Source organism: Pseudomonas sp. FSL W5-0203 (genome assembly GCF_001896155.1).
Taxonomy (GTDB): Bacteria; Pseudomonadota; Gammaproteobacteria; order Pseudomonadales; family Pseudomonadaceae; genus Aquipseudomonas; species Aquipseudomonas paracarnis.
In genome coordinates this window covers 30,250-46,684 of the sequence record NZ_MPOR01000017.1, presented here as the reverse complement: position 1 = coordinate 46,684, position 16,435 = coordinate 30,250, and the positions used below count along the sequence as shown (strand labels likewise).

At 59.4% G+C, this 16,435-nt stretch carries 14 protein-coding genes; 10 read left to right on the top strand and 4 right to left on the bottom strand.

Annotation, left to right across the window (positions count from 1 at the left end; translation table 11 throughout):
* Positions 1-38: 38 nt before the first annotated feature.
* A complete protein-coding gene (locus tag BOP96_RS16410; protein WP_073453358.1) occupies positions 39-2,534 on the top strand; it encodes a helix-turn-helix transcriptional regulator in 2,496 nt (831 codons plus the stop codon).
* Here the strand turns inward: BOP96_RS16410 and BOP96_RS16405 are convergent.
* Positions 2,531-3,406: a helix-turn-helix domain-containing protein gene (locus tag BOP96_RS16405; protein WP_060768063.1), complete on the bottom strand. Its 876-nt coding sequence runs from the start codon at positions 3,404-3,406 to the stop codon at positions 2,531-2,533. The two genes, BOP96_RS16410 and BOP96_RS16405, sit on opposite strands and share 4 nt — an antisense overlap.
* A gap of 136 nt (positions 3,407-3,542) precedes the next feature.
* Between BOP96_RS16405 and BOP96_RS16400 the strand changes: the two genes are divergently transcribed.
* On the top strand, positions 3,543-4,445 hold the full coding sequence (locus BOP96_RS16400) for a DMT family transporter (protein ID WP_020302018.1): 903 nt from the start codon (positions 3,543-3,545) through the stop codon (positions 4,443-4,445).
* A gap of 156 nt (positions 4,446-4,601) precedes the next feature.
* On the opposite strand, the gene norR is transcribed toward BOP96_RS16400, so the two are convergent.
* Positions 4,602-6,149, bottom strand: a complete 1,548-nt coding sequence (norR, locus tag BOP96_RS16395) for a nitric oxide reductase transcriptional regulator NorR (RefSeq protein ID WP_032902541.1) — start codon at positions 6,147-6,149, stop codon at positions 4,602-4,604.
* A 147-nt stretch (positions 6,150-6,296) separates the two neighbouring features.
* Between norR and hmpA the strand changes: the two genes are divergently transcribed.
* The 8 genes from hmpA to queC all read left to right on the top strand — a co-directional run bounded on the left by hmpA (position 6,297) and on the right by queC (position 14,681).
* Complete coding sequence (gene hmpA, locus BOP96_RS16390) at positions 6,297-7,478, top strand: NO-inducible flavohemoprotein (RefSeq protein ID WP_014719866.1); 1,182 nt, start codon at positions 6,297-6,299, stop codon at positions 7,476-7,478.
* Between the two features lie 222 nt (positions 7,479-7,700).
* Positions 7,701-8,207 carry a disulfide bond formation protein B gene (locus BOP96_RS16385; RefSeq protein WP_014719865.1) on the top strand — a complete coding sequence of 169 codons (507 nt, stop codon included), beginning with the start codon at positions 7,701-7,703 and terminating at the stop codon, positions 8,205-8,207.
* Between the two features lie 794 nt (positions 8,208-9,001).
* Positions 9,002-9,943, top strand: a complete 942-nt coding sequence (cyoA, locus tag BOP96_RS16375; RefSeq protein ID WP_003194054.1) for a ubiquinol oxidase subunit II — start codon at positions 9,002-9,004, stop codon at positions 9,941-9,943.
* A gap of 3 nt (positions 9,944-9,946) precedes the next feature.
* Positions 9,947-11,965: a cytochrome o ubiquinol oxidase subunit I gene (gene cyoB, locus BOP96_RS16370; RefSeq protein WP_003194053.1), complete on the top strand. Its 2,019-nt coding sequence runs from the start codon at positions 9,947-9,949 to the stop codon at positions 11,963-11,965.
* Positions 11,966-11,968: 3 nt separating this feature from the next.
* Positions 11,969-12,595 (top strand): cytochrome o ubiquinol oxidase subunit III, encoded by a 627-nt coding sequence (locus BOP96_RS16365; protein WP_003194052.1) that lies wholly within the window; start codon positions 11,969-11,971, stop codon positions 12,593-12,595.
* A complete protein-coding gene (gene cyoD, locus BOP96_RS16360) occupies positions 12,595-12,930 on the top strand; it encodes a cytochrome o ubiquinol oxidase subunit IV (RefSeq protein WP_003194051.1) in 336 nt (111 codons plus the stop codon). The genes BOP96_RS16365 and cyoD overlap by 1 nt, the downstream gene beginning before the upstream one ends.
* An 11-nt stretch (positions 12,931-12,941) precedes the next feature.
* A complete protein-coding gene (gene cyoE, locus BOP96_RS16355) occupies positions 12,942-13,829 on the top strand; it encodes a heme o synthase (protein ID WP_019817484.1) in 888 nt (295 codons plus the stop codon).
* A gap of 153 nt (positions 13,830-13,982) precedes the next feature.
* A complete protein-coding gene (gene queC / locus BOP96_RS16350) occupies positions 13,983-14,681 on the top strand; it encodes a 7-cyano-7-deazaguanine synthase QueC (RefSeq protein WP_014719863.1) in 699 nt (232 codons plus the stop codon).
* A gap of 107 nt (positions 14,682-14,788) precedes the next feature.
* On the opposite strand, the gene BOP96_RS16340 is transcribed toward queC, so the two are convergent.
* Positions 14,789-15,652: a queuosine precursor transporter gene (locus BOP96_RS16340; protein ID WP_014719862.1), complete on the bottom strand. Its 864-nt coding sequence runs from the start codon at positions 15,650-15,652 to the stop codon at positions 14,789-14,791.
* A complete protein-coding gene (locus BOP96_RS16335; RefSeq protein ID WP_003194047.1) occupies positions 15,639-16,244 on the bottom strand; it encodes a helix-turn-helix transcriptional regulator in 606 nt (201 codons plus the stop codon). Before BOP96_RS16335 ends, BOP96_RS16340 begins: the two co-directional genes overlap by 14 nt.
* Positions 16,245-16,435 lie beyond the last annotated feature (191 nt).

The following is a 16,435-nucleotide window of genomic DNA, read 5'->3' as shown; positions in this document are numbered from 1 at the left end:
CTAGGGTGACGCAACAATAAAAACAGCAGGATGCAGCAATGACCGCCATGACCGGCTGCCTGGACCGTTCTGGATTTATGCCACGGCTGTCCGCCCACCATGTGTTGCGTGCGCGGCTGACTGTGCCGCTGCTGACGGCGCAGGCGCGGGTAAGGTTGCTGTGCGCGCCGGGTGGCAGTGGCAAGAGCGCGTTGCTCGCCGAGTGTGCGTTGCAGGCGCCGAAGGGGTGTCAGGTGGTGTGGATGCCACTCAACGGTGCCGCGCTCAGCCCCTTGGAATTCTGCGCACGGCTGGCGCAGCAGCTTGGCTTGCCGTTTGTGGATGAAGCCACGTTATTGCTCGACTTGGGCCGTTGGCCACACACCACGTGGTTGTTTCTGGATGATTTCTGTCGCTCACCTGCGCCTGAGCTGGATGCGCTGCTGGACCGTTTGCTCGCCGCTGGCAGCCCGCAGTTGACCTGGTGGCTGGGCGCGCGACGGCGCCCGTTGTGCAATTGGCCACGCCTGTTGCTCGACGATGAGTTGCTGGAGTGCAGCGAGTTGTTTTTCAGCGCCGAGGAAGTCGAGCAACTGCTCGCCCCGGGGCATACCGTCGACAGCCTGATGCAGTTCAGCGCCGGTTGGTGCGCCGGTGTGCGTATCGCCTTGTTGGGCGACGGCCACCCCGACAAGACCCTGCTCGATTACCTGCAGCATGAGCTGTTCAACACCTTGTCGGCACCATTGGCTGAGGCCTGGCGGGTGTTGGCCCATCTGCCGCGTTTCAACCTGAACCTGTGTGAGTACTTGTTCGGTGGTGGTGACGGCGCTGAGCATTTGCGCGAATTGCAGGCACTGGGTGCGTTTATCCAGCCCTGGGAAGACACCAGCGACTGGCTCCACATTTTCCCACCGTTGGCGCGACTGCTGCGCGACGAACCCTGGCCGGCCAAACGCTCCTGGCACCGACGCGCGTGCCAATGGTTCAGCGCCGAGGGTGACTGGCAGGCCGCGTTCGAGCAGGCGTTGCTGGCGCAGGAATATGAAGTGGCGGTGAGCCTGTTGCAGCACTTCAGTTTCGAGGATTTGTTTCGCCAGCAGAACGCCGTGCTGCTGTTGCGCCTGCATGAACAGCAGGGCGATGAATTGATGTTGGGGTCGGCGCAACTGGTGGGGCTGCTCACGGCCGCGTTGTTGTTTGCCGGGCGCTTCGAACAGGCGGCCTTGTGTATCGACCAACTGGCCCGGTTCGCCCCGCAACCGACGCCCGCCGCGCAGCGCTATCTGCTGGCGCGCTGGCAGGCGCAGTGGGGTTGGTTGCTGCATTTGAGCGGTGATGCCGAGCGTTCCCGCGAACACTTGCTCGAAGCGCTGCAAGCCTTGCCTGACAGCGCCTGGACCTCACGCCTGATGTGCCTGTCGGGCCTGACCCAGCAAGCCCTGCTGCGCGGTGAGTTGGATGTCGCCCAGAGCTTGAGCCGCGAAGCATTGTGCCTGGCACGTGCTCACGGTTCGCTGGTGCTCGAATCCCTGCTGGAATTGGACCACGCCCAGTTACTGGAGCAGCGCGGCGCGCCGTATCGGGCGCAGAGCCTGCTGGAAACGGTGCAGGCGATGCTGGCTCGCCAGCGGCTCAGGGCCGGGCCATTGGTGGGGCGCATCGTCCTGCGCCGTGGGCACCTGGCCTTGCGGCAAGGCCAGGACGCCCTGGCGTGCGAATGCTTTGAGACCGGCTTGACGCTGTGCCTGCAAAGCCAGGACAAGCGCGTGCTATATGGCTATCTCGGCCTGGCGCTGCTGGCGGCCAATCGTGGCGACTACGCCCAGGCGTTCATTCAATTGCGCGACGCCGAGCGCCTGATGCAGCAGCGCCATGTCCCGGAGACGGTGTATCGCGCGGTGTTGTTGTTGGTCAGCGGACACCTGTGGCTACAACAGGGCCGGGCTGAGTTGACGGTACAAGCGGTGCGCCGGGTGTTGCGCCATTTCCGTGGGCCCAGTGCCAAGCAGGCACCGCCGGCGACCCTGGAACTGATCCCGCGTCTGGAGTATTTGCTGGTGCTGGCCGAGGTCAGGCTGGGCTGTGCCGAGCAACCTATCGCACGGCTCAATGCCTTGCTCGAAACCTCCCGGCAGCGCGGCATGCTGTGTCTGGAAACCGAACTGCACCTGGTGTTGGGTGAGGTGACCTGGCAACTCGGTGACCCGGCGTTGGCCCGTCGTGCATTGCAGGCCGGGCTGGCGCTGGCGGCTCGTTGCCAGGTACAGCAGGCGATTCGCGAACTGCGCTTGCGTGCACCCGGGCTATTGAGTGAGCTGGGCCTGGAGCCTCAGGTCACGCCTGCCGGTGCGACGCAAAACCCTCTGAGCCAGCGCGAACTCGAAGTGTTGCAGTTGATCGCCCTGGGCAACTCCAATCTGGAAATCGCCGACCGCCTGTATATCTCCTTGCACACCGTCAAGACCCATGCACGGCGCATCCACAGCAAACTCGGGGTGGAGCGCCGCACTCAGGCGGTGGCCAAGGCCAAGACGCTGGGCTTGATGGCCTAGGCGCGCAGTGCCTGGCGATATTCACCCGGGGTGGCGCCCATGGCTTGGCGAAAGCGTTGGTTGAAATGGCTGGCGCTGGAAAAACCGCACCTCAAGGCGACCTCACCCAAGGGCAACGAGCCGCTGCGCAGCAAAGTTTGCGCGCGTGCCAGGCGGCGTGCCAGCAGGTATTGATGGGGCGGCACGCCGAAGCTCTGACGGAACATCCGGGCGAAATGGTATTCCGACAGCGCGCACATCGACGCCAACTGGCCGAGGCTGATGGGATCTTCAACATGGTGGTCGATGTACTCCACCAAACGCCGCCGTTGGTGCGCCGCCAACCCGCCTTTGAGGCGCAGGCCGTCGCGCACGCCGACCTGGTTGAGCAGGGTGTGGCTGAGCAGTTCATGGGCCAGGCTGCTGGTCAGCAGGCGCTCGCCGGGTTCGAGCCAGTTGAGGCTAATCAACTGGTGAAAGCGTCGGGCCTGACGGGCGTCCTCAAGGAAGGTCGTCTCACGCAACTGCAACTCCCGCGGCTCGCGGTCCAGCAAGGTGACGCAGCCGAGGGCAAATTGCTCCGGGCTGAAATACACATGGGCCAGGCGTATCTCGCCATTGATCACCCACGCCGACTGGTGCTCGGCCGGCAGTATGCACAATTTGTCGGGGCCGCCCTTGGTGCCTGGCCGGTCACGGCGAAAGGTGCCCGTGCCGCCGCCGATATAACAGGACAAAGTGTGATGGCTGGGCGCCTGGTAGTCCTGGGCATCGTGGTGGTTGCTCCACACGGCCGCAGACAAACCGTCACCGAGCTCGGCGCAGGCTTCCAAGCGTGCGTGAGGCGAGCGGTTGAGGGATTGAAAGACGTGCAGCGATTCCAGCTCTGGCATGGTGTGTTCTCCGACGTCTTGCATCCTACTCCCGGCGGCGGGCGCTGTGAGCCCATCGCCCGACAAAAGCGCAAGAATGTGCAAGAACCTCAGGGTGGTTGAAGGCAACACTGTGGCTCAAACGACGGAGCCTGCTATGAACCTCTTCCTGTATTTACTCACGGTGCTGATTTGGGGCACCACCTGGATTGCGCTCAAGTGGCAGCTGGGCGTGGTGGCGATTCCCGTGTCGATTGTCTATCGCTTCGGCCTGGCGGCGCTGGTGCTGTTTGCGCTGTTGCTGCTCAGCCGCAAGTTGCAGGTGATGAACCGGCGCGGGCACCTGATCTGCCTGGCCCAAGGGCTGTGCCTGTTCTGCGTCAACTTCATGTGCTTTCTCACTGCCAGCCAGTGGATCCCCAGTGGCCTGGTGGCCGTGGTGTTCTCCACGGCGACCTTGTGGAACGCGCTCAATGCCCGGGTGTTTTTCGGCCAGCGGGTGGCGCGTAACGTGTTGATGGGCGGGGCGCTTGGGTTGCTGGGGCTGGGCTTTTTATTCTGGCCGGAGCTGGTTGGGCATACCGCTAGCCCGCAAACCCTGTTGGGCCTGGGCTTGGCCCTGCTGGGCACCCTGTGCTTCTCGGCGGGCAACCTGTTGTCCAGCCTGCAACAGAAGGCTGGGCTCAAGCCGTTGACCACCAATGCCTGGGGCATGGCCTATGGGGCGGCGATGCTGGCGACCTATTGCGCGGTGCGTGGCATTCCCTTCGAGATGGACTGGAGTGCGCGGTATATCGGTGCGCTGTGGTACCTGGTGATCCCGGGTTCGGTGATTGGTTTTACCGCTTACCTCACCCTGGTGGGCCGCATGGGCCCGGAGAAGGCGGCGTATTGCACGGTGCTGTTTCCGGTGGTGGCGCTGAATGTGTCGGCCGTGGCCGAGGGCTACCAGTGGACGGCGCCGGCGTTGATGGGGCTGGTGCTGGTGATGCTGGGGAATGTGCTGGTGTTTCGTAAGCCCCGGTCCATCTTGGCGGGCCTCAAGGCTAGCCAAGCCTGAATGTGGGAGCCGGCTTGCCGATAGAAGCAGCACCTGCCACGAATCCCCTGAGGGAGCGGGCTTGCCCGCGAAGGCGGTGTGCCAGTCAATGTATCTTTAACTGACCCACCGCTTTCGCAGGCAAGCCAGCTCCCACATTGGACTGAGGTGCCTGCTTTATTTGAGGCCTAGCCGCTTGGCCATGCGCCCCAGGTTGGCGCGGTCCAGGCCCAGTTCGCGGGCGGCGCTGGCCCAGTTGCGCTGATGGCGTTCCAGGCAGGCGCTGATGAGTTGGCGCTGGTAGTGCTCGGTGGCCTGGCGCAGGTCGCCGCTGACCATGGGCAGGGCTTGGGCCGGTGCTTGTTCTGCCACCGCCGTACTCACGTCGGGCAAGTCCAGGTCCAGGGCGCTCAGGCTGAGAATTTTCGGGCGCTCGCGGCAGTTGCCCAGGGCTTTCAACGCGCTGCGGCCGATCAAGTGCTCCAGCTCGCGCACATTGCCGGGCCAGTTGTAGGCCAGCAACGCCGCCTGGGCATCGCCGGTCAGGCGCAGGCTGCCCAGGCCCATGCGCGAACGGTTCTGTTCAAGGAAGAAGCCAGCCAACAGCAGCACATCACGCCCGCGTTCACGCAGTGCCGGCACTTGCAGCGGGTACACGCTCAGGCGGTGGTAAAAATCGGCACGGTAACGACCATTGCGCACCTCTTCGGCAAGGTCGCGGTTGGTGGCGGCAATCAGGCGCACGTCCACCTGGTGTTCCTTGTCCGAACCCAGGCGCTGCAACTGGCCGCTTTGCAGCACGCGCAGCAGCTTGGCCTGTACGCTCAATGACAGTTCACCCACTTCGTCCAGGAACAACGTGCCGCCGTTGGCCAGTTCAAACTTGCCTCGGCGCTCATTCAGCGCTCCGGTGAAAGCGCCGCGTACATGGCCGAACAGCTCGCTTTCTACCAGGGTTTCCGGCAGTGCGGCGCAATTGAGGCTGATCATCGGCTTGTCGGCACGCGATGACGCGGCATGGATCGCCTGGGCCACCAGCTCCTTGCCGACCCCGGTTTCGCCGGTGATCAGCACGGTCAGGTCGCTGCCGCCTACCAGCTTGATTTCCTCGACCAGCCGTTTATGCGCCTTGCTCTGGCCGATCATTTCCTTGTGCTGCTGGCCGCTGGCCTGGCGATAGATTTCGGCGCGCTGGTGCTCGTCTTCGGCCCGCAGCGCCAGGCGCTCAATGCGTTCAGCCACATTGACCGTGGCCGCGGCGAGGCTGGCGAAGGCCTGCAGCGCGTCCAGTTCGACCCGTTCAAAGCGCTCGTTGTCGAGAGCGTCAAGGGTCAGCAGGCCCCACGGCTGGTCGTCGATAAACAGCGGGCAGCCCATGCAGTCGTGGACTTCGAGGTGGCCGTGTAAACCGGCGACCAGGCCGTCATAGGGGTCGGGCAATTGGCTGTCGCTGTCGAAGCGGGTAGGGCCGGGGCTACTCAGCAGTATTTCAAAGCGCGGGTGTTCGCTGATCTTGAAACGTCGGCCCAATGTGTCAGGGCTCAAGCCATCCACCGCCAGCGGCACCAGCCACTCGCCATCCAGCCGCAGCAGCGCGGCGGCATCGCAGGGCAACAGGGCGCGCATGGTTTGCAGCAGGCGGCGGTAGCGCTCGCCTTCGGGCAGTTCCCGGGACAGATCGGCGACCAGCGGCAGCAGGGCGGTGAGCAGCGGTTTTGCAGTCATAATGACTCCTTGTAGTCGATATGACTATAAAGCGTAGGAGGTCATACTGACTACATAATGTTTAAACTATTGAAAAACATGGGTTTATTAGTTGGCACGAATACTGACTACCTAAGGGTAATGAGTAAAAAGACCGAGGAGTCTCCCATGCTGAGTGCCCAAGACCGTGCCATTGTTAAATCCACTGTGCCCCTGCTGGAAAGCGGCGGTGAAGCACTGATCACCCATTTTTACCGCATGATGCTGTCCGAGTATCCCGAAGTCCGTCCGCTGTTCAACCAGGCCCACCAGGCCAGTGGTGACCAGCCTCGCGCCCTGGCCAATGGCGTGCTGATGTACGCGCGGCATATCGACCAGTTGGACCAACTGGGCGATCTGGTGGCCAAGATCATCAACAAGCACGTGGCCTTGCAGATTCTGCCGGAGCATTACCCCATCGTTGGGGCCTGCCTGCTGCGGGCTATTTCCGAAGTGCTGGGCAGCGAGATTGCCACCCCCGAGGTCATGAGTGCCTGGGGCGCGGCCTACGGCCAGTTGGCGGACATTCTGATCGGCGCCGAAGCGGCCATCTACGACGAAAAAGCCCAGGCGCCCGGCGGCTGGCGGGGTGCGCGGGCGTTCCTGCTGGTCAAGCGCGTGGAGGAGAGCGACGAGATCATCTCCTTCTACTTCGCCCCGGTGGACAACGGCCCGATCCTGGCCGCAGCCCCCGGCCAGTACATCGGCCTGAAACTGGTGCTCGATGGCGAAGAAGTGCGCCGCAACTATTCCCTGTCGGCCCTCACCGACACCGGGCTGTACCGCATCAGCGTCAAGCGCGAAGTGGGCGGGCGGGTCTCCAATTACCTGCACGACCAGATGCACGTCGGCGCGACCATTGACCTGTTCCCGCCGTCGGGTGAGTTCACCCTGGCCGCCAGTGATAAACCGCTGGTGTTGATCAGCGGCGGGGTAGGCATTACGCCCACACTGCCGATGCTCGAAGCCGCCCTGGCAACCGAACGCCCGGTGCACTTCATCCATTGCGCCCGTAACGGCGGGGTGCATGCGTTCCGTGATTGGGTGGATACGCTGGCGGCCCAGCATCCGCAGCTCAAGCGTTTCTACTGCTATGCCGAGGATGACGGTATCAGCCCGGCGGCAGACCAGGTCGGGATGCTCAACCAGGAGCAACTGGCAGCCTGGTTGCCTGAGCAGCGTGATATTGATGCCTACTTCTTGGGCCCCAAGGGTTTCATGGCGGCGGTCAAGCGTCATCTCAAAGCGCTGGGTGTGCCGGAGAAGCAGGCGCGCTATGAGTTCTTTGGCCCGGCGGCGGCGTTGGAATAGAATTTGGCCAATTGACCGTATCGGCATCATCGCGGGCAAGCCCGGCTCCCACAGAGGATTGCATTCCAATGTGGGAGCCGGGCTTGCCCGCGATGGCGTCCGCACGATCATTACATTTGCCACGATTAATCCGCTGTTAACCCCCCTCTGTTTTAACCACTGCCTGTGTGTAAACTCGTTGCCATCAGGCACAACCATAATCAGAGAAAGGGAAAGACGGGGATGATTGACGACATGCGTTTAGGCAGGGAGCGGCGCTTTCTGGTGTTGCTGGGCATCATCTGCCTGGCGCTGATTGGCGGGGCGCTGTACATGCAAGTGGTGCTGGGCGAAGCGCCGTGCCCGCTGTGCATTCTGCAGCGCTACGCCTTGCTGCTGATTGCGCTCTTTGCGTTCATCGGCGCCGCCATGCGCACCAAGGGCGCGCTGACGTTCTTTGAAGGGTGGGTGGTGCTCAGCGCCTTGGGTGGCGTGGCTGCGGCCGGCCACCATGTGTACACCCAGTTTTTCCCCCAAGTCAGCTGCGGCATCGATGTGTTGCAGCCGATCGTCGACGACCTGCCCCTGGCCAAGGTGTTTCCCCTGGGCTTCCAGGTCGACGGCTTCTGCAGCACCCCCTACCCACCGATCCTCGGCCTGTCCCTGGCCCAATGGGCACTGGTGGCATTCGTGCTGACGGCGATCCTGGTGCCCCTGTGCATCTATCGCAACCGTCACCCCAAAGCCTGAGTCGCCGCGGCTGCCAAACGCTCCGTTCCTTCTGAATGAAGGCCGGAGCGTTTTTGTTTGTAGGGATTTGTGAAAGCACCGTGACGAGGGGCAACGGAAGGTGCGCGCAGCGTGCGACATGTTGTCACACGGACGCTGTCGCAGGACGTTTCTGACCCGCCAAATCGGCCCTTTAATTTGCACCCGGCGCACAAATTGTGCTGTCAGTTCGTGGTTCGTGCAGTGGCCCGATTTGTGTGCGGCTCCAACCCCTGCTGCCTCTATGAATGCCTTGTTTTATGGGGACTTGGACGGCATCCGCATGCCCTTACAAGCCGTAAGGGAAGTGGCACTGTGCCCAATAACACGGCAATTTTTGTGGTTTTTGTTGAGAATCGAACACGATAAGATCGCGAATCTTTGCAACTTTGGTGAAGGATTGTTGCTGGAATCGATAAAAATTATTTCTTTATAAGACATGGTTTATACATCGCTAGCTAACTACAATCGCCCGCACTGAATGTCCGGTGCTGTTCAATATTTGAGCATTGGAGCGGTCGAGGAGCAGATGGAAGGCTCAATGCGACCCCAGGTTCCGGCAGCCTTTCAACTATCCGCACCAAATGGAATTGGTCTGTAACAAGGCCTTTAGCCACGAAATCGAATAAGAACTCACTGCAGGTCCGTGAAACGTACAGTCATGACGTGTCGGGCAGGCTCTTATTCAATCGAAGAGAAATGCCAACCCTTGGCAGGGTGAAGTGTTGGCGATCAAAACCCAACTGCATTGCGCAAGCTGCTTTAGAGGTCGTGAGATGAGTAAAAACAGGTACCCCCGATTACTAGGCTTTTTGCCGCTGCTTGGCATGATGTTAATGCTGGGAGGCTGCAAGTGGACCTTGCTCGACCCAAAAGGACAGGTCGGTCTGGATGAACGAAACCTGATCATCACCGCTACCCTGCTGATGCTGCTGGTTGTGGTGCCTGTGATCGTGATGACCTTCGCCTTCGCCTGGAAATACCGCGCGTCCAACACCAGCGCTACCTACGCGCCGAAGTGGTCGCACTCCACCAAGATCGAGATCGCGGTGTGGCTGGTTCCGATCCTCATCATCATCGCCCTGGGTTACATCACCTATAAGTCGACCCACGCGCTGGACCCGTACCGTCCGCTGGAGTCCGACGTCAAGCCTGTGAACATCCAAGTGGTCGCGCTGGATTGGAAGTGGCTGTTCATCTACCCGGACCTGGGTATCGCCACTGTCAACGAGATCCGCTTCCCGGAGCACACCCCGCTTAATTTCCGGATCACCTCCGACGCCGTGATGAACTCGTTCTTCATCCCAGCACTGGGTGGCCAGATCTACGCGATGGCAGGCATGCAGACCCGCCTGCACCTGATCGCCAACCAGAAAGCTGAAATGGAAGGCATCTCCGCCAACTACAGCGGCGCTGGCTTCACCGGCATGAAATTCAAAGCGATCTCGACAAGCCAGGAAGATTTCGACGCCTGGGTAGCTGCAGTCAAGGCCGCACCTAAACAGCTTGATCAAGCTGAATACGACGCTCTGACCAAACCGAGCCAGAACAACCCTGTCGCCTTGTACTCCGCGTATGAGCCGGACCTGTTTCAGAAAATCGTCGACAAGTACGAAGGTATGAAGCCAGGCAAGCCGGTCAAGCACGAGAAGAAAGAAGTGGCCGTGGTTGAAGGTTCTGATACGGGCGCGCATTCAACTGCTGGGGCAGAGGAGTAAACGATGTTTGGTAAATTAAGTTGGGACGCGGTCCCATTCCACGAGCCGATCGTAATGGTGACTATCGCCATGATCGCGCTGGGTGGTTTGGCGCTGGTTGCGGGTATCACCTATTTCAAGAAGTGGTCCTACTTGTGGACCGAGTGGTTGACCTCGGTCGACCACAAGAAAATCGGCGTCATGTACGTCATCGTTGCCATGGTCATGCTGCTGCGTGGTTTTGCCGACGCCATCATGATGCGTACCCAGTTGGCCATGGCCACCGAGGGTTCGCCTGGCTACCTGCCACCTGAACACTATGACCAGATCTTCACCGCTCACGGTGTGATCATGATCATCTTCATGGCGATGCCATTCTTCACCGGCTTGATGAACCTTGCCTTGCCGCTGCAGATTGGTGCGCGTGACGTTGCCTACCCGTTCCTGAACTCCCTGAGCTTCTGGCTGCTGGTTTCCGGCGTGGTGCTGATCAACGTTTCCCTGGGCGTCGGCGAATTCGCCAAGACCGGCTGGGTTGCGTATCCGCCATTGTCGGGCTTGCAATACAGTCCGGGCGTGGGTGTGGACTACTACATCTGGGCGCTACAGTTATCAGGGCTCGGGACGACATTGACGGGGGTCAACTTCCTGGCCACCGTCCTGAAAATGCGCGCCCCTGGCATGAAACTGATGGACATGCCGATCTTCACCTGGACCTGCACCTGGGCAAACGTGCTGATCGTGGCTTCGTTCCCGATCCTGGCCGCTACCATGGCGCTGCTGTCGCTTGACCGTTACCTGGATTTCCACATTTTCACCAATGAACTTGGTGGCAATCCAATGATGTACGTGAACCTGTTCTGGGCATGGGGTCACCCTGAGGTGTACATCCTGATCCTGCCGGCGTTCGGTATCTTCTCCGAAGTGATCTCGACCTTTACCGGCAAGCGCCTGTTCGGTCACCACTCGATGGTCTACGCCTCGGGCGCAATCTCCGTACTGGGCTTCATGGTATGGCTGCACCACTTCTTCACCATGGGTTCGGGGGCCAGCGTCAACGCCTTCTTCGGCCTGGCGACGATGCTGATTTCCATCCCGACGGGGGTGAAGCTATTCAACTGGCTGTTCACCATCTACCACGGTCGTCTGCGCATGACCAGCCAGGTTCTGTGGACCCTGGGCTTCATGGTGACCTTCGCCATCGGCGGCATGACCGGCGTACTGCTGGCCATCCCGGGTGCTGACTTCGTGCTGCACAACAGCCTGTTCGTGATCGCTCACTTCCACAACGTGATCATCGGTGGTGCGGTATTCGGCTACATCGCTGGTTTCAGCTTCTACTTCCCGAAAGCGTTCGGCTTCAAGCTGCACGAAGGTTGGGGCAAGGCTGCGTTCTGGTTCTGGATCTCGGGCTTCTTCGTCGCGTTCATGCCGCTCTATGCACTGGGCTTCATGGGCATGACCCGTCGTCTGAACGCCACCACCAACCCTGAGTGGGTACCGTACCTGTACGTTGCCATGTTCGGTGCGGTGATGATCGCTGTGGGCATCGCCTGCCAGCTGATCCAGCTGTATGTCAGCGTGCGTGATCGCAAGCAGAACATGTGCGAATCCGGCGACCCATGGAACGGCCACACCCTGGAATGGTCGACCTCGTCGCCACCACCGTTCTACAACTTCGCCGTGATCCCAACTGCGAACACCATTGATGCGTTCACCGAAGCCAAGGAAGACGGTACTGCGTACCAGAAGCCCAAGCACTACGAGCCGATCCACATGCCAAACAACACCGCCACTGGCGTGGTGATGGGTGCGCTGTTGACCGTGTTCGGTTTCGCGATGATCTGGCACATCTGGTGGCTGGCAATCGCGAGCCTGGTGGGCACTATCGGTTACTTCATCATTCACGCTGCCCGTGATGATCAAGGCTACATGGTGCCGGTCGAAACGATCGAACGCATCGAAGCCGAGCAGCACGCTCGCCTGGTAGCCGAGAAGAAGATCCCGGCCAACCGTGTAGAAACCTCGTTGGAACAGGCTTAAACCATGTCGAACTTAGTGACCAATGCTGGACACGCCCATGTCGATGACCATGGGCACGATGACCACCACCACGACTCGGGGCCAATAACCGTCTACGGTTTCTGGCTCTACCTGATGACCGACTGCATCTTGTTTGCGTCGATCTTCGCGGTGTACGCGGTACTGGTAAACAACGTAGCGGGTGGCCCGTCGGGCCACGACATCTTCGAACTGCCTTACGTGCTCGGCGAAACCGCCTTGCTGTTGTTCAGTTCGATCACCTACGGCTTCGCCATGTTGGCCTTCTACAAGGGCAACAAGAAGGGCGTACTGAGCTGGCTGGGCCTGACCTTCCTGTTCGGCCTGGGCTTTATCGGCATGGAGATCAACGAGTTCCACCTGCTGATCTCCGAAGGCTACGGCCCGCACCGTTCCGGTTTCCTGTCGGCGTTCTTCACGCTGGTCGGCACCCACGGTCTGCACGTATCCGCTGGCCTGCTGTGGATGGCAGTGATGATGTATCAGGTCAATAAGCACGGCCTGACCAACACCAACAAGACCCGCCTGAGCTGCCTGAGCCTGTTCTGGCACTTCCTGGACGTGGTCTGGATCTGCGTATTCACCGTCGTTTACTTGATGGGGACTCTGTAATGGCTAATGCACACTCCCATGACAGCCACGATTCAAGCCACGGCAGCGTAAAGTCTTACGCCATCGGCTTCATCCTGTCGGTCATCCTGACCCTGATCCCGTTCGGCCTGGTGATGTACCCAACCTTGCCGAAGTCGATCACCTTGATGATCGTCCTGGCGTTCGCGGTGATTCAGGTTCTGGTTCACCTGGTGTACTTCCTGCACCTGGACCGCTCCAAAGAGCAGCGCGAGAACGTGATCGCGTTTGTGTTCGCAGGCCTGGTGATCGTTCTGCTGGTTGGTCTGTCGCTGTGGATCATGTTCAGCATCCACACCTACATGATGGCGAAGTGAGGTAAGACCCGATGTCGCTTAAGCACTTTATCCAAATCACCAAACCGGGGATCATTTTCGGTAACGTGCTTTCTGTGGCGGGCGGTTTCTTCCTGGCCTCCAAGGGACATGTCGATCTGGCCATCTTCCTGGCTGCAATGATCGGTACGTCCCTGGTGGTTGCTTCCGGTTGCGTATTCAACAACTGCATCGACCGTGACATCGACATCAAGATGGAGCGCACCAAGAATCGCGTGCTGGTCCAGGGGCTTATTTCCCTGAAGCTGGCACTGATCTTTGCGACCGTCCTGGGTGTTGCCGGTGTGGCCCTGTTGTACAAGGTGGCCAACCCATTGGCGGCGCTGTTTGCCGTGATTGGCTTTGTCATCTACGTCGGTCTCTACAGCCTGTACCTCAAGCGCAAGTCGGTTCACGGCACGCTGGTGGGCAGTCTGTCGGGGGCGATGCCGCCGGTGATTGGTTATGTGGCTGTGACCAATAGCTTCGACATGGCCGCGCTGGTGCTGCTGGTGATGTTCAGCCTGTGGCAGATGCCGCACTCCTACGCCATCGCGATTTTCCGCTTCAATGACTACCTGGCTGCGTCGATTCCGGTATTGCCGGTCAAGCGTGGCATCCAGGTGGCCAAGAAACATATTCTGCTCTACATCCTGGCCTTCCTCGTGGCGACCTTGATGTTGACCTTCAGTGGCTACGCCGGCATGAGCTACCTCGCCGTCGCCGCCGCCATGGGCATGTACTGGTTGTACATGGCCTGGACCGGCTACAAGGCGGTGGATGACACCGTCTGGGCGCGCAAGCTGTTCGTGTTCTCGATTTTCACCATCACCGCGCTCAGCGTGATGATGTCCCTGGATTTCCAAGTGCCGAAAGAGCTGTTGCTGACCTACGCCCACTGAGTGGTCTTGCAGTAAAAAAGCCCCGCCTTCGAAAGTCGTGCGGGGTTTTTTATTGAGCGCTGCGCTAAACCGGATACGCTGCGTTATCGTTGACGTTTTTCGCGAGCGAGCGCACTCCTACATCCCAATTCTACAAATGCAGGAAGCAATGCAATGAGTAAAAAAGCCGTGATGGTCTTCAGTGGCGGGCAGGATTCGACCACCTGTCTGATCCAGGCCCTGCCGCTGTATGACGAAGTGCACTGCATTACCTTTGATTACGGCCAGCGCCATGTGGCAGAAATCGAAGTGGCCCAGAAGCTGGCCAAGCAGTTGGGGGCCACTGTGCACAAAGTGATGGATGTGTCCCTGCTCAATGAGCTGGCGATCAGCAGCCTGACGCGCGACAACATCCCGGTACCGACCGTGAACAGCTCGGGTGAAAGCCTGCCGAGTACCTTTGTGCCGGGGCGCAACATCCTGTTCCTGACCCTGGCTGCGATCTACGCCTACCAAGTGAAGGCCGAGACCGTCATCACCGGTGTGTGCGAAACCGACTTCTCAGGCTACCCCGATTGCCGGGATGAGTTTGTCAAAGCACTCAACCAGGCCCTCAAGCTGGGCATGGAATACGACGTGCGCCTCGACACCCCGTTGATGTGGCTGAACAAGGCCGAAACCTGGGCCCTGGCCGACTACCACGGGCAACTGGAGCTGGTGCGCGAGCAGACGCTGACTTGCTACAACGGCATCATCGGTACCGGCTGTGGCGAGTGTGACGCGTGCAACCTGCGCGCTCGGGGCTTGAATGACTACCTGCAGAACAAGACAACTGTCATGCAGAGCCTCAAGCACAAGTTGCAGCTGAAATAACCCTTGTAGGAGCGAGCTTGCTCGCGAAGAACGTCAACGATAACGCAGCGCATCGGGTTGAACGCGGCGCGCTCGGGTTCTTCGCGAGCAAGCTCGCTCTTACAGGATTATTGATAGCGCTTGAACAATGAACGTGCCCCGTAGGCAGGCAGGATGTTGAAGAACGCAAAGCCGACTTTGATCGCGATCTGTACATAGATCATGCTGAGTATGTCGCTGGTCTGCATCGCCCCGTAGAAGGCGATAAAGCAGAACAGGAAGCTGTCGATAATCACTGCAAAGAACGTACTGAGGAATATCCGCAGGTATAGGTACCTGGAGTTGGTCAGCTCCTTGATCTTGCACAGCAAATAGGAATTTATATTCTCCGACACCAGGAACGACACCGAAGAGGCCACCAGCACCGACGACACTTGCAGGATCACGTCGGTATAAGGCCCATCCAGCTTCCAGCCCGGTAGCCCCGGCAGGAACGTGGAGCCATACAGCAGGATGATGATCATCGCGTTGCTGGCAAACGCAAACAGAATGGCTCGCCTGGCCAGGCGCAAGCCAAAATTCTCGTTGAGCAAGTCCACGATCAAGAAGGTCAGTGGGTACAGGAACGTGCCCGGCGTGACGATGATGCCCAACGACTCCAGGTAAATCGGTTTGGTCGCGGCAATGCTGGTGAAGATATAGAAGGTGAACAGCAGCAAGTTCAGGATGATGTAAATCATCCAGGAGTTTTCATTGCGGTCGTTTATATCGTAGGCGGTCAGTGTCCCGCCTTGGGAGTAGAATTTTTTGTACAGATTCTTGATTTCCATCTTGTTGAAGTTGTCCATCATTTCACTGCTGAGCACTTCACTCAGCTTGATCTTGAGGACCTTGCCCGTGGCGATCACCATGATCACCGCCAGGCGTTTGTCGTTTTCAAAGCCCAGTAACTTGTATTTGCTGTTTTCCACGGCGCCCTCAGACGTTGTCATTGAAGCGCTCCTCAAGGATGTCGCCGATGACACACAAACGCTCTGAGTTCCCGCAGGGTTCGAGGGTGATGAACAGCTTCTTGGTGGCGCGGTCGTACACCAGCTTTTCTTTATCGTCGCTCGACGAGCCTTTCTGCACGATCAGCAAGTCCCCCGGTTCATTGAGGCCCGGAATCCCGTGCTCCAGGCGCACGCCGATCAAGTTGCAGGCGCTGCCGAAGTAGTACGTCAGCGGATGAAGCGTGGCCAGTTCACCGATGCGCTTGCCCAGGTTCTGCATGAGCAGGCTTTCCTTGAGCACAGGCACTGCCGCCGGGTTCTTGTTACCCAGTGGGGAAACATTGCTCTCGATGACTTCCTTGGCCTCAAAACTGATGGTCTCGATTTCTTCGTAGGAGACGCCGAAGAAGTCCGAGATTTTGCGAATGGTCGACTGCTGTACGTTAACGACCTTGCCTTCCAGGATGTTGTAGATGGTGGTCCTGGTCAGGCCGGCGGCACTGCTTAACGAAAGCTGGGTTTCGCCACGACTCTTGATCAAGTACTTGATGTTGCTCTTCAAGTGCTCGGTTTTTTCCCGTCTGTGTATCAAGTGCTCACCACTTCCATTTAGTCATCAGTCCATGCCGGCAGAACCCGTTCTTGAAGGTCCGCGGCAGTGAAAGTGTTGCATGCGCCCGCTATAACAATAAAGTGCTGAGTGCAGGGATACGCCTTGGTGGTAAATCAGGCAACGGCTTTCTCGTCATAGTCTTCTATACGGCCTGCGCGAATCCCTCGCGC